Origin of the sequence: Streptomyces sp. SirexAA-E (genome assembly GCF_000177195.2) — a bacterium.
GTDB lineage: Bacteria > Actinomycetota > Actinomycetes > Streptomycetales > Streptomycetaceae > Streptomyces > Streptomyces flavovirens.
Window position 1 is genome coordinate 3,838,788 of sequence record NC_015953.1, and the last position, 13,050, is coordinate 3,851,837.

The 13,050-nt window shown below is 74.6% G+C and carries 12 protein-coding genes and 1 riboswitch; of the genes, 5 read left to right on the plus strand and 7 right to left on the minus strand.

What is annotated here, in order from left to right:
- Window positions 1-85: 85 nt before the first annotated feature.
- The 3 genes from SACTE_RS17085 to SACTE_RS34400 all read right to left on the minus strand — a co-directional run bounded on the left by SACTE_RS17085 (window position 86) and on the right by SACTE_RS34400 (window position 2,402).
- On the minus strand, window positions 86-382 hold the full coding sequence (locus SACTE_RS17085) for a type II toxin-antitoxin system VapB family antitoxin (protein ID WP_003949502.1): 297 nt from the start codon (window positions 380-382) through the stop codon (window positions 86-88).
- Between the two features lie 182 nt (window positions 383-564).
- Window positions 565-2,112, minus strand: coding sequence for a M28 family metallopeptidase (locus SACTE_RS17090; protein WP_014047278.1), 1,548 nt, complete (start codon window positions 2,110-2,112; stop codon window positions 565-567).
- 113 nt (window positions 2,113-2,225) lie between these two features.
- The gene (locus SACTE_RS34400; RefSeq protein ID WP_019992453.1) at window positions 2,226-2,402 is read right to left on the minus strand and encodes a hypothetical protein; all 177 of its coding nucleotides are present in this window, start codon (window positions 2,400-2,402) and stop codon (window positions 2,226-2,228) included.
- A 114-nt stretch (window positions 2,403-2,516) separates the two neighbouring features.
- Here SACTE_RS34400 and SACTE_RS17095 point away from each other — a divergent pair, with 114 nt between their 5' ends.
- The 4 genes from SACTE_RS17095 to cobM all read left to right on the plus strand — a co-directional run bounded on the left by SACTE_RS17095 (window position 2,517) and on the right by cobM (window position 7,358).
- Window positions 2,517-4,415 carry an SMI1/KNR4 family protein gene (locus tag SACTE_RS17095; protein ID WP_019992452.1) on the plus strand — a complete coding sequence of 633 codons (1,899 nt, stop codon included), beginning with the start codon at window positions 2,517-2,519 and terminating at the stop codon, window positions 4,413-4,415.
- Between the two features lie 59 nt (window positions 4,416-4,474).
- On the plus strand, window positions 4,475-5,239 hold the full coding sequence (locus SACTE_RS17100) for an NAD(P)H-binding protein (protein ID WP_014047280.1): 765 nt from the start codon (window positions 4,475-4,477) through the stop codon (window positions 5,237-5,239).
- Between the two features lie 95 nt (window positions 5,240-5,334).
- Window positions 5,335-6,609: a bifunctional cobalt-precorrin-7 (C(5))-methyltransferase/cobalt-precorrin-6B (C(15))-methyltransferase gene (locus tag SACTE_RS17105; protein WP_014047281.1), complete on the plus strand. Its 1,275-nt coding sequence runs from the start codon at window positions 5,335-5,337 to the stop codon at window positions 6,607-6,609.
- Window positions 6,609-7,358, plus strand: a complete 750-nt coding sequence (gene cobM / locus SACTE_RS17110) for a precorrin-4 C(11)-methyltransferase (protein WP_014047282.1) — start codon at window positions 6,609-6,611, stop codon at window positions 7,356-7,358. Before SACTE_RS17105 ends, cobM begins: the two co-directional genes overlap by 1 nt.
- 20 nt (window positions 7,359-7,378) lie before the next feature.
- On the opposite strand, the gene SACTE_RS17115 is transcribed toward cobM, so the two are convergent.
- Window positions 7,379-8,500, minus strand: coding sequence for a cobalt-precorrin-5B (C(1))-methyltransferase (locus SACTE_RS17115; protein WP_014047283.1), 1,122 nt, complete (start codon window positions 8,498-8,500; stop codon window positions 7,379-7,381).
- A gap of 20 nt (window positions 8,501-8,520) precedes the next feature.
- On the opposite strand from SACTE_RS17115, the gene SACTE_RS17120 reads away from it, so the two are divergent.
- Complete coding sequence (locus SACTE_RS17120) at window positions 8,521-9,270, plus strand: cobalt-precorrin-6A reductase (protein WP_026358953.1); 750 nt, start codon at window positions 8,521-8,523, stop codon at window positions 9,268-9,270.
- A 1-nt stretch (window position 9,271) separates the two neighbouring features.
- Here SACTE_RS17120 and SACTE_RS17125 read toward each other — a convergent pair whose 3' ends face one another.
- From SACTE_RS17125 to SACTE_RS17135, 3 genes are all read right to left on the minus strand, one after another.
- Window positions 9,272-10,795, minus strand: coding sequence for a precorrin-2 C(20)-methyltransferase (locus tag SACTE_RS17125; protein ID WP_019992451.1), 1,524 nt, complete (start codon window positions 10,793-10,795; stop codon window positions 9,272-9,274).
- Window positions 10,792-11,418 (minus strand): precorrin-8X methylmutase, encoded by a 627-nt coding sequence (locus SACTE_RS17130; RefSeq protein WP_014047286.1) that lies wholly within the window; start codon window positions 11,416-11,418, stop codon window positions 10,792-10,794. Before SACTE_RS17130 ends, SACTE_RS17125 begins: the two co-directional genes overlap by 4 nt.
- A 65-nt stretch (window positions 11,419-11,483) precedes the next feature.
- On the minus strand, window positions 11,484-12,776 hold the full coding sequence (locus tag SACTE_RS17135; RefSeq protein ID WP_014047287.1) for a cobalamin biosynthesis protein CobG: 1,293 nt from the start codon (window positions 12,774-12,776) through the stop codon (window positions 11,484-11,486).
- Window positions 12,777-12,937: 161 nt separating this feature from the next.
- A riboswitch (cobalamin riboswitch) is annotated at window positions 12,938-13,010 on the plus strand.
- Window positions 13,011-13,050 lie beyond the last annotated feature (40 nt).

Consider the following 13,050-nt stretch of genomic DNA (forward strand, 5'->3'; position numbering starts at 1 on the left):
CTACTAAACGATCAGCGGATGACACCCGTGCGTGCACAAAAGCACCCGAAAGGCCCGAAATGGCCCAAGGGTGGGGGTGGCGCGGTCAGTCGAGTTCGAGGACGCGCGCGTGCAGCACCTGGCGCTGCTGCAGGGCGGCGCGCACGGCGCGGTGCAGTCCGTCCTCGAGGTAGAGGTCGCCCCGCCACTTCACGACGTGGGCGAACAGGTCGCCGTAGAACGTGGAGTCCTCGGCGAGCAGGGTCTCCAGGTCCAGCTGGCCCTTGGTGGTCACCAGCTGGTCGAGACGGACCGGACGCGGCGCGACATCCGCCCACTGTCGGGTGCTTTCCCGGCCGTGGTCGGGGTATGGCCGCCCATTTCCGATGCGCTTGAAGATCACACGGAAAGCCTACCGGGCCGGGGCCGCCGGGCGCAGCCATGGACGACACCCCGATCGCGGGTGAAAACGGCCCGAACCAAGAGGAAACGTTATGGGCGCGCGGGGGTGGTGCGTGGGCCGGCCGGGCGCCGTCGCGCCGCGGGCCGGGGACTCGGCGGCCCCGGCCCGCGGCGCGTCCGTCGTTACCGGGTGACTCCGTGTGCGTGGCCCTCGCGCACTTCCGGGCCGCCGGACCGCTCGGCGGCGGTGGCCGCGGCGGGGACGGGGCGGGTCAGGGAGCGGAGGTCGTAGGCGTAGGTGCCGACCGCGTGGGCGATCACGTCGATGTTGGTCTCGAAGTGCGCCATGTCGATGTTCTTCAGGTCGTCGCAGGCCGCGTGGTAGCAGGGGTCGTAGGCGACACCGGCCGTGCCGCCGAAGATCTCGGCCTCGTCGGCGGTCTTGATGCCCTCGGCGCCGGTGTCCGTCCCGCCGGAGGGGATGCCGACCTCGATGAACGGCCCGTAGTCCGAGCGCCCGGTGAAGTCCGTACCGGTGTGCGGCTTGCCCCGGGCGTCGAGGAAGGCGGTGATGTCACGCTCCAGCTGGGCGGAGCCCTCCGGACCTGGGCCTTCGCCGACCCCGTCGGAGTCGTCGCCGTCGAAGACGAACTGCGCGCCGTTGGGCGAGGCGATCATGTCGAAGTTCAGGTAGAGCGCGATCCTGTCGCGCTGCGTCTCGGAGAGCTTCGCGACGTACGCCTCCGAGCCCAGCAGGCCGTTCTCCTCGGCCGACCACCAGGCGAAGCGGATCCTGTCGGCGGGCGTCTTGTGCGTCCGGGCCAGTTCCAGGGCGACTTCGAGGAGGCCGGCCGAGCCCGAGGCGTTGTCGTTGATGCCGGGGCCGTCGGTGACGGAGTCGAGGTGGGCGCCGAGCATGACCGTCTTCGCGGCGTCCCCGCCGCGGGTCTCGGCGACGACGTTGCGGGTGGTGCGCTCCTCCTGGAGCTCGCGGATCTCCAGGGAGACCGTTACCTCGCCCTTCGCCAGGTCGGCGACGAGCTTCTCGCCCTCCTCCTGGACGAGCCCGCCGGTGGGGATCCTGCCCGCCGCCGCGTCGCCGAGGGTGCCGGAGAGGACACCTTCGGTGTTGTTGTAGATGACCGCCGCGACGGCACCCGCCTCGGCCGCGGCAGCCTGCTTCTCGGCGAAGGAGCAGGCGCCGCGCTTGATCAGCGCGATCTTGCCGGTGAAGTTCCCCGAGGCGTAGTCGGACGCCTCGCAGCCCGGGGTGCCGTCGTCGGGCACGGCGGCGAGGGCCGCCCGCACCCCGCCCTCCTCGGTGGACTTCGTGTACGTCATCGCCTTGACCGGTACGTCGCGGGGGGTGGGCGAGACGACGGAGAGCTTCTCGGCGAGGGTCTCGGTGTAGACGAAGTCGAAGGACTGGTAGCCGACCTTGTACCCCGCCTTCCGCAGCAGCTCGTGCACGTAGGCGGCGGAGGCCTCGTGGCCGGGTGATCCGGCCGCCCGGTGGCCGCCGGACGCGTCGGCTATCGCCTGGAAGGCCCGCAGGTGCCGGTAGGCGTCCTTCGCGGACGCCTTCTCGACCAGCTGCCGCGACAGCTCGGCGGCGTCCTTGGCGGGGTCGCGCGGGGTGTGTCCGTGGTGCGGTGACGCGCCGAGGAGGAGCGGTGCGGCCAGGGTGGTGGCGGCCACGACCGCGAGGGATCTGCGACGAGTTGCGTGCACAGGAGTCCTTCCGAAGCGGGATTCGATGCGAACGGATGTGCAGGAAGGTAGCGAGGGGGCTGCCGTCCCGGAACGGTGTGGCGGGTTGTGGCCGGTTGTGTGGCTCGTTCCGGTCAGATGGCCCGCCGTGGCGCCTTGGCCGCCGCCTTCACCCGCCGCCTGTGGGCGCGTACCTCGGCGTGCTTGTGGGCGCGTACCTCGGCGAGCGGCGCGGGTCCGGTGACGTCGGCCACCGACCGGTGCGAGCCCTCCTCCCCGTACGGGCCGGTGAACGCCCACTCCACCGGCACCTGCTGTTCTCGGCCATACCGTCGATGATCGCCAGGGCGTCGGACATCGGCGAGTCCAGTGGCGTCGAGCGGGCGCGGCCGGGCTGTCAGTGGCGGGTGCGAGGATCCGGCACTGTGGACATCGACAACTGGCAGAGTTTTCTGGACCGTTGGAACGCACAGTGGGTGATGGCGCAGGGACTGACCGATCCGGAGGAGGTCGACGAGGAGGCCCTGGCGGCCGGTGGCCTGCGTTTCGCCCCGGCGGACGAAGCCCGGACGGCCGCTCTGGAGGAACGGCTGGGCACCCGGCTCCCGCCGTCCTACCGCGCCTTCCTCCAGGTCTCCGACGGCTGGCGGCACGCGGGAGGCTTCGTCTACCTGCTCGGTGTCTCCGCCGACGTGCACTGGCACGGGGACGCGATGGGCATGAAGCCGCTCTACGAGGAGCAGCTGGACGAACGGTCGCGGCCGTCGGAGATCCTGCTGGCCGGGATGTGGGAGCGGGCGCTCCAGCTCGCCCTCGATTCCGACATGACCGATGTGCTGCTCGACCCCGGGGACGTCGACGAGGACGGCGAGTGGGCGGTCTACGTCTACAAGGGCTGGTCCGGGGAGTACCCCGACCGGTACGCGTCCTTCGCCGCCTTCATGCAGGCGATGTACCGGGACTTCTGCGGTGACCACGGCCACGACCCCCGCTTCGAGGACGGGATGACCCGGGAGCTCGACGCGTCCGTCGAGCGTGCCCGCCTCGCCTGCCTGGCCGGGGAGGACGTGGACACGCAGATGGCCGTCCTGGCGGAGGCCCAGTCCTTCGGCAGGCCCCGGGCGATGATGCTGCGCGACCAGATGGCCGCTCTCGTCGGCCCGGTCGGTCATCTCGCGGTGCCCCAGGACATGGCGGATCCGCTCTACGTGCACGAGGTGATGCCCCTGCACGCCGTGGACCACTGCCGGAGCCACCACGACGACGACTGGTTCGTGCGGCGGCACGGCGAGGACGGCCGCCCGGAGGCGGAGGCGTTGTTGGCCGCGGTCAGGGAGCGCACGTTCCGGTACGAGCCCCCGGGGCCGTTCGGGCGGGCCGTGGCCGAGGCCAGGGAACTGGCCCGCTGGGGTGACACGGACGCCGCGTGGCAGGTGATCGCCGCCGCGGTCCCGGACTGGGAGCCGTACGGCCCGGAGCACCTGGCGCCCATCGGGCTGAAGGCCGATCCGCTCCTCGGGCCCCTCCTGACCCCGGAACGCGGACGCCGGATCCTGACCACCCCGCGGGCCGGTCACGGCGTGCCACGCGGGGCCGCTTCCGAGCCACCGCACCCGGCCGGTCCGCAGGGTCTCGGGTGGCCGACGGGGGAGGACCACCGCTCCTGGCGCTTCGTGGCGGTCCAGGGGATCACACCGCGGACCCTCGCCGAACGGCTCGGCGGGGCGGACCTGCTGGCCCCGCACTCCGAAGAAGAGATGTGGCGGCTCCGGCACCGTAGCGGGGGCGGTTGCGCCTACCAGGTGGGTTCCTGCGGCGGAGAGGGTGACTGGAGCTTCGCGCTGGAGTGGGACCCCGAGTCCTATCAGCCCGGCCGGGTGACCGGAGTCGACGCCGCCGTCTCCCGGGGCACGCGGTCCGTGTCGGTGTGGAGCGAGCGGCACCACAGCCCCGGTCCTGCCTTCGCCGACGTCTTCCGTGTCGCGTACGCCGAGGACGGCGAGGGGCGGTTCACGGCGGTGGCGCGCGGAGGCGTCGCCGAGTCGACCGGGACGCCCCCCGAAGGGCTCGACCCGGATCTCTTCGGGACGGCCCTCTTCGGCGGCGCCGCCCCGGCCCGTGAGGAGGACGAGGAGGGGCCCGCTCTGCTGAGCGAGGCGGAGGCCCGGGCGCTCGACGCGCTCGCCGGGGCGTTCGGCATCGGGCTGCCGTGGTTCGCCCTGCGCCACGGCCGGCTGCACGCGGTGCGGGGAGCCTCGTGGATCAGGCCGCCGGGCCCGGGCGAGGCGGTTCTCGCGTTCGCCCGGATACGCCCGTCGGGCTGACGGGGGCCGTCCGGGGACGGCGATGTCACGTTCCGGGGCCGCGATCCGTTCACAGGGGTATGAACGCACAGGAGAATCTGACCGTCGCCGTCGCCGGTGGCACCGGGACGCTGGGCCGCGCCGTCGCCGAGGAGCTGAGGGGGCGCGGCCACCGGGTACGGGCGCTGAGCCGCCGCTCCGCCGCGTACCCGGTCGACCTGACGACCGGCGAGGGGCTGGCCGAGGCGCTGGCCGGCTGTGACGTGGTGGTCGACGCCAGCAACAGCACCTCCCCGAAGGGGGCGAGGGCGACCCTGGTCGACGGGTCGCGGATGCTGCTCGCGGCGGAGGAGAAGGCCGGGGTGGGACACCACGTCGGCATCTCGATCGTCGGCTGCGAGAAGGTCCCGATCGGCTACTACCGCACGAAGGTGGACCAGGAGCGGGTCGTGGAGTCCGGCCGGGTGGACTGGACGACGGTGCGGGCCACGCAGTTCCACGAGCTGGTGGCCGGGGTGCTGGCGCCGCTGGCCCGGTCCGGGCTGCACCCGCTGCCGAAGGCGCGGCTGCAGCCCGTCGCGTCGGTGGAGGTGGCCCACGCCGTCGCCGACGTGGCCGAGCGGCCCGCGCTGCGGGGACGTGTCGAGGTGGCGGGCCCCGAGATCGTGGACCTCCGCGATCTGGCCCTCCAGTGGCGCGCCGCCCACCGCAGCCGGGTGCTGCCGGTGCCGGTGGTGCTGCCGGGGACGGTGGGGCGGGCGCTGCGGGCCGGGGCGCTCACCACGGGCCGGGCGGACGTGCGGGGCACGACGACGTTCGGGCAGTGGCTGATGGCCGGGCGGTAGGGGGCCGGGGCCTGGGGGCGGGGAGTGCCGGTGGGCCCGGGGCGGGCCAGTAGAGTTCGGCTGCGTCGTCCACCGAAACACCGAGGTACCCGGCCGTGTCCCCCGCATCGTCCCTGTCCGCCGTCCCGCAGCCCGAGGCCGCCGTGAGCGTCGTCGGGATCGGGGCCGACGGATGGGCGGGGCTGACGGAGCCCGCCCGGTCCGCGCTTCTGGACGCCGGGGTGCTGATCGGCGGGGAGCGCCAGTTGCGGCTGCTGCCGCCGGAGTGCGCGGGGCGGCGCGTGGCCTGGCCGTCGCCGCTGCGGCCCGCCGTCCGGGGCCTGCTCGCCGCCCACGCCGGAAACCGGATCGCCGTGCTGGCCAGCGGTGACCCGATGTTCTACGGGATCGGCCGAGCCCTCACCGAGGAGCTCGGCGCCGGGGCGCTGCACGTGGTGCCGCATCCGTCCTCGGTGTCGTACGCCTGCGCCCGGCTCGGCTGGCCGCTGGAGGACACCGGGACAGTGACCCTGGTCGGCCGCCCCACGGCCCGGCTGGCCGCCGCCCTGCACGACGGGCGCCGACTACTGGTGCTGAGCGCGGACGCGGCCACCCCCGCCGCCGTGGCCGCCCTGCTGCGGGACCGCGGCTTCGGGCCCAGCCGGATGCGGGTGCTCGAACAGCTCGGCGGTGCGGACGAGGACTGTCTCGACGGCACCGCCGACACCTGGGACCGCCCGCCCGGCGACCCGCTCAACGTCATCGCGGTGGACTGCGTGAGCGCCCCGGACACGCTGCGCGTCGGTGCCGTACCCGGTCTGCCCGACGCGGCGTACGAGCACGACGGGCAGCTCACCAAGCGGCATGTACGGGCCGCCACGCTCGGTGTGCTCGCGCCCGCCCCGGGGGAGCTGCTGTGGGACATCGGCGGCGGGTCCGGCTCGATCGCCGTCGAGTGGCTGCGGACCCATCCGTCGTGCCGTGCGATCACCGTGGAACGCGACCCGGAGCGCGCGGGGCGCATCACCCGCAACGCGGACCGGCTGGGGGTGCCCTCCCTGCGGGTCGTCACCGGCCGGGCACCGGACGCGCTGGCCGGACTGCCCCGACCGGACGCCGTGTTCATCGGCGGCGGCCTCACCGCCCCCGGTCTGCTGGATGCCTGCTGGGACACGCTGCCCGCCGGAGGCCGACTGGTCGCCAACACGGTCACCCTGGAGTCCGAGGCGCTGCTGGCCGACCGCTACCGGCGGCTCGGCGGCGACCTGGTGCGGCTCGCGGTGGCCCACGCCGTGCCCGTCGGCGGATTCACGGGGTGGCGCCAGGCCATGCCCGTCACCCAGTGGTCCGTGCGCAAGCCCTTCCCGACGATCCACCCAGGAGACAACTGATGACCGTGTACTTCATCGGCGCGGGCCCCGGCGCCGCCGACCTGATCACGGTGCGCGGCGCCCGGGTCCTCGCGGCCAGCCCGGTCTGCCTGTACGCCGGCAGTCTGGTGCCGACGGAACTGCTCGCCGAGTGCCCGCCGGATGCCCGGCTGGTCGACACGGCGCAGCTGGACATCGAGCGGATCACGGCCGAGCTGGTCGCCGCGCACCGGGCCGGCCAGGACGTGGCCCGGCTGCACTCCGGGGACCCCTCGGTGTTCAGCGCGGTCAACGAGCAGATGCGCCGGCTCGACGAGGCGGGCGTGCCGTACGAGGTGGTGCCCGGGGTGCCCGCGTTCGCCGCGGCCGCCGCCTCGCTGAAGCGGGAACTGACGGTCCCGACGGTGGGCCAGACCGTGATCCTCACGCGGATCGCCCAGCAGGCCACCGCGATGCCCGAGGGCGAGGACCTGGCGACGCTGGGCCGCAGCGGCGCGCTGATCGTGCTGCACCTGGCGGCGCGGTACGTGGACCGGGTGGTCGCCGAACTGCTGCCGCACTACGGGGCCGAGTGCCCCGCCGCCGTGGTGGCCATGGCGTCACGGCCGGACGAGATCGTCCTGCGCGGCACGCTGGACTCGATCGCGGAGCAGGTGAAGGAGGCCGGGGTGATCCGGACGGCGGTGATCATGGTGGGCCGGACGCTGGGCGCGGAGCAGTTCCACGACAGCCACCTCTACTCCCCGGCCCGCGACCGCCACACCTGCTGAGCCGGCGGCGCCGTACGGGATCAGCGCACGGCGCTGCGGCCCACCACGGTCCCCGCCCGGTCGACGCAGATCACGTCCACCGCCACCGGCGCCCCCCGCAGCACCGACAACGCCTGGTCCCGGGCCGCCACCGCGACCAGGTCGCCCAGCGGCACCCCGGCCGCCGCACACATCTGGAGGGCGGCCAGGCCCGTGTTGGCCACCTCGATCTCCGCGGCCAGCTCCTCGCTCGCCCCGCCCTGCCGCGCCAGCCGCGCCAGGAACGGCTTGTCGACCTGGGAGCGTCCCGAGTGCAGGTCCAGATGGCCCGCGGCGAGCTTGGACAGCTTGGCGAACCCGCCGCAGACCGTCAGCCGCTCCACCGGGTGGCGGCGTACGTACTTCAGTACGGCGCCCGCGAAGTCGCCCATGTCCAGCAGGGCGATCTCCGGCAGCCCGTACTCGGCGACCACCGTCTTCTCCGAGGTCGAGCCCGTGCACCCGGCCACATGGCGGTGTCCTGCGGCCAGGGCGACGTCCACGCCCCGGCGGATCGAGTCGATCCACGCCGAGCAGGAGTAGGGCACCACGACCCCCGTCGTGCCCAGGATCGACAGTCCGCCCAGGATGCCCAGGCGAATGTTCCACGTGAAACGTGCGATCTCCTCGCCGTCGTCCACCGAGACCGTGATCTCCACATCGCCGGTGCCGCCGTGCTCGGCCGCCACCCGGGCCACGTGGTCCCGCATCATCTGGCGGGGGACCGGATTGATCGCGGGTTCCCCCACGTCGAGCGGCAGCCCGGGCAGGGTCACCGTCCCCACGCCGGGGCCGGCCCGGAACACCACCCCCGACCCCGGTGGCAGCAGCCGCACGGTGGAGCGCACCAGTGCCCCGTGCGTCACATCGGGGTCGTCCCCCGCGTCCTTGACCACCCCGGCCGTGGCCCGGCCGCCGGCGAGCTCCTCCACCGCGAGGGCGAAGGCCGGGGTCTGGCCCCGGGGCAGCGTGATGGTCACCGGATCGGGGAACTCGCCGGTCAGCAGCGCGGTGTACGCGGCCGTGGTGGCGGCGGTGGCGCAGGCACCGGTCGTCCATCCCGGCCGCAGACCGGTGTGCTTGAGTTGGGCGCTGCGCCCGCCCTGCGCTTGCTCACTGCTCATGGAGGGACCGTTCGATGACTCTGCACGTACTCGTTCTCGGCGGTACGACCGAGGCCCGCCGTCTCGCGGAGTTCCTGGTTACCACGGACGCCCTGCCCGGGGTCCGGGTGACCAGCTCGCTCGCCGGACGGGTCGCCCGGCCGAAGCTCCCTCCGGGCGAGGTGCGCGTCGGCGGATTCGGGGGAGCCGACGGCATGGCGGAGTGGATCCGCGCCCACGGGGTGAGTGCGGTCATCGACGCCACCCATCCTTTCGCCCGGACGATCAGTTTCAGCGCGGCCACGGCGGCCACCGCGGCCCATGTTCCCCTGCTGGCGCTGCGCCGCCCCGGCTGGGTGCCCTCGGAGGGCGACCGGTGGCACACGGCGGGCTCCTTGGAGGAGGCGGCGCAGGTCCTCCCCGGGCTGGGCCGACGGGTCTTCCTGACGACGGGCCGGATGGGGCTCGCCGCGTTCGCCGGGCTCGACCCGCTGTGGTTCCTGGTGCGCTCGGTGGACGCCCCCGAAGCGCCGTTCCCGCTTCACATGGAGGTCCTGCTGGACCGGGGACCGTTCACGCTGGAGGGGGAACGGGAGCTGATCCGCCGTCATCGCGTCGACGTCCTCGTCACGAAGGACAGCGGCGGCGAGGCGACCGCGCCCAAGCTCACCGCGGCCCGTGAGGCGGGCATCCCCGTGGTCGTGGTCCGGCGGCCACCGGTCCCGGAGGGGGTGCCGGTGGCGGCGGCCCCCGAGGGGGCCGTCGCCTGGCTGAGGGGCCTGCCGGCCTGACTCAGTCCTCCGGGTAGCGGCGCGGTGTCCAGACGATCTGCTCGCCGCCACCCCGCCGTACCCACCGGGTCTGCGAGGACCCCACGACGAGCACGGTCCGCATGTCCACCTCCGCCGGGTCCAGATCGGCGAGCCGCACCGTGCGGACGCTCTCCGCGGGCCCGCCGACGTCGCGGCCGAGGACCACCGGCGTGTCCGGCGAGCGGTGCTCCAGCAGCAGGTCGCGGGCCTTGCCGACCTGCCAGGTCCGGCTGCGGGAGCCCGGGTTGTACAGGGCGATCACCAGGTCCGCCGAGGCCGCCGCGCGCAGCCGTTCGGCGATGACCTCCCAGGGCTTGAGGCGGTCGGAGAGCGAGAGGGTGGCGTAGTCGTGGCCCAGCGGGGCGCCCGCCCGGGCGGCGGCCGCGTTCGCCGCGGTCACCCCGGGCAGCACCCGTACCGGTACGTCGGTGTAGGCGTCCTGCGAGGCCACCTCCAGGACGGCGGTGGCCATGGCGAAGACCCCGGGGTCGCCTCCGGACACCACGGCCACCCGGCGTCCCCGGCGCGCCAGGTCGAGGGCGAACTCGGCGCGCTCGGACTCGACCTTGTTGTCCGAGCCGTGGCGCTGCTGCCCCGGCCGGACCGGGACCCGGTCCAGGTAGGTGGTGTAGCCGACCAGGTCGTCGGCGGCGGCCAGCGCCCCGCGCGTCTCGGGGGTCAGCCAGAGCGGCCCGGCCGGGCCGGTGCCGACCACGACGACCTCGCCGGGAGCCTCCGCCCGGGCGGGACGGGGGGCGTCGATCCGGCTCGGCAGCACCGCCACCGCGAAGTACGGCACCGAGTCCGGGTCGGTCTCCGCGAGGTCGCCGGTACGTTCCCCGGCCATCGTGGCGCGTTCGACGTACCGCGCCTCGGGCAGCCGCCCCGACGCCTCGAACGCCCGGCGCACGGCCGGGAAGGTGCGGCCCAGCTTCATCACCACCGCGGAGTCCGTGGCGGCGAGCCGGGCCGTCAGCTCCTCCTCGGCCAGGGTGCCGGGCAGGATCGTCAGCACCTCCTCGCCCTCGACGAGCGGGGTGCCGAGCCGGGCTGCGGCGGCGCTGACCGAGGTCACGCCGGGGATCACCTCGGTGGCGTACCGGTCCGCGAGCCGCTTGTGCATGTGCTGGTAGGAGCCGTAGAAGAGCGGGTCGCCCTCGGCGAGCACGGCGACGGTGCGCCCCGCGTCGAGGTGGACCGCGAGACGGGCCGCGGCCTCGGCGTAGAACTCGTCCAGCGCGCCCCGGTAGCCGCCCGGATGGTCCGTGGTCTCGGTCGTGACCGGGTAGACCAGCGCTTCCTCGATGTGGTCGGGGCGGATGTGCCGCGCCGCGATGGACCGGGCGATGGAGCGTCCGTGGCGGGCGGAGTGGTAGGCGACGACGTCGGCCTCGGCGATGACCTGTACGGCCCGTACCGTCATCAGGGCCGGGTCGCCCGGACCGAGCCCGACCCCGTAGAGCCGCCCGGCGGTCCCGGACGTCTGCTGCTCGCTCACGCTCACTCCTCCTCGCTGGCGATCGCGTTGAGGGCCGCCGCGGCGATGGCGCTGCCGCCCCGTCGGCCCCGCACGATGAGGTGTTCCAGCCCCGAGGGGTGGGCGGCCAGGGCGTCCTTGGACTCGGCGGCCCCGACGAAGCCGACCGGCACACCGATGACGGCGGCGGGGCGGGGAGCGCCCTCCTCGATCATCTCCAGCAGCCGGAAGAGCGCGGTGGGCGCGTTGCCGACGGCGACGACGGCCCCCTCCATGCGGTCGCGCCACAGCTCCAGCGCGGCGGCGCTGCGGGTGGTGCCGAGCTTCGCGGCCAGTTCCGGCACGGCGGGGTCGGACAGCGTGCACACCACGTCGTTGTCCGCCGGCAGCCGCTTGCGGGTGACACCGCTGGCGACCATGGCCACGTCGCACAGGATGGGCGCACCGGCCCGCAGCGCCGCGCGGGCGTCGGCCACGGCCCGGGGCGAGAAGGCGAGATCGCGTACGAGGTCGACCATGCCGCAGGCGTGGATCATGCGGACGGCGACCTGGCTCACGTCGGCGGGCAGCCCGGCCAGATCCGCCTCCGCGCGGATGGTGGCGAAGGACTGGCGGTAGATCGCCGGTCCGTCCTTCTCGTACTGGTGCACAGTGCTGTCGCTTTCTTCATGGGGTGGTGCGGATGCTGGTCGCTGGGCGGTGAGTTGACTGCTGGTCAGGGGATACGCGGGCCACGGGCCGACGCCACGGCGGCGGCGAGCGCGCCCGGGTCGTCCCCGACGGTCACCGGGGTGGACGACCGGTCCCCGCGTACATGGGTGATCCGGTGCCCGTCGGGGGTGGCGACCACGTCGATCCACTCCCCGTGCGGGCGGCCGCACCGGCGTTCGCACCCGGACCAGTACACGGGAAGCCGGCCCGGCGGCCCGACGGCGGCCGCGGCCTGGGCCCGCACGTCCGCCAGCGACTTGGCGCAGCCGGGGCGGCCGACGCAGGCGCCGACACCGGCCCATCCGGAGTCCGGGCCGGTGATCAGGCCGGCCGACGCGAGATCACCGAGGAGAGCGCCGGCCCGGCCGGACGCGACCCCGGTGACGACGGCGCCGCGCCACGGGGTGAGGCGGAGCCCGTCCGCGCAGGACAGCAGCCGCCACTGCGCGGCGCCGAGCCGCCCGAGCGGTACGCCGACGGCGAGCGCGGAAGCGCCCACCTGCCCGGGGGCGGGCCCGCGGGCCGCGACCGGGCGCGGATGACGGGCCGTCACGGCATCGGTCCCACTCTCCCGCAGCCGTCGCAGGACCTCACCGGGGAGCGCGGCGGCGACCTCGGCGGGCAGGTCCTTCAACCGCCAGGCGCCGGTGTCCCGGGCCGCGTCCAGGAACGTTCCGGCGGCGAGCAGGGCGGCACGGGGACCGTCGGCGGCCGGGACGGTGAGGACGGTGTCCGTCGCCCCGACGCGGAGCATCGCGCCGCCGTCGTCCCGGGCGATCAGGGTGAGGTCGGCGCCGAGGGCGTCCACGTCCCCGCGACCGTCGTCCAGCGCGAACAGGAACCGGCCGGAGAGCGCGGTGGCCCGGTCGCTCCCGCAGATCAGGTGGTCCAGTCCGGTCAGCCACGGGCCGACGTCGGCGGCTCCGTGCCCGTCCAGCCCGGAGAGGGGCGACGCGACGACGTTGCGCACCCGCTCATGGCGCTCGGAGGGCAGCAGCCCCGCGCCGCCCAGCAGGGCGGCCAGGTCCGGCGCGTCCTCCTCGGCGAGGCCGCGCAGCTGGACGTTCCCCCGGGAGGTGAGATGCAACTCACCGTCACCGAACCGCTCGGCGGCCCGCCCCAGCGCCTCGGCGCCCTCGGCCGTCAGCACCCCGCCGGGTATGCGGATCCGCGCCAGCGCACCGTCGTCCGCCCGGTGCAGGCGCAGGGTTCCGGGGCAGGCGTCGCCGCCGCTCCGGGCACACGCAGCGCCCGGTGACCGGGGCGGCAGGGGGGTTGCGGACATGGCGGCGAGCATACCGACCGTGACCACGGCGCACCCCGGGCGTCACTGTGACCTACCGGACACCTGCCCTCGCGCCTTCCGGAGCCGGGACCGTCTGGTCAGGACCCCCCACCCGCCGCCTACTATGCCTACCGGCGGTCCGTTCGGCCCGTCATCGCCAGACGGCGACATGGGAGGAAGCCCGGTGAGATTCCGGCGCGGTCCCGCCACTGTGAGCCCGGCCCCGGCCGGGTGAGTCAGAGACTCCTGCCGTCCGACACCGCCCGGGGCGTGGACACCCCGAGGA

Coding starts and splice junctions, on each gene's coding strand:
- SACTE_RS17100 (WP_014047280.1), top strand. CDS start 4,475: ATGAACGCACAGGAGAATCTGACCGTCGCCGTCGCCGGTGGCACCGGG.
- cobM (WP_014047282.1), top strand. CDS start 6,609: ATGACCGTGTACTTCATCGGCGCGGGCCCCGGCGCCGCCGACCTGATC.
- SACTE_RS17115 (WP_014047283.1), bottom strand. CDS start 8,500: ATGAGCAGTGAGCAAGCGCAGGGCGGGCGCAGCGCCCAACTCAAGCAC.
- SACTE_RS17135 (WP_014047287.1), bottom strand. CDS start 12,776: ATGCTCGCCGCCATGTCCGCAACCCCCCTGCCGCCCCGGTCACCGGGC.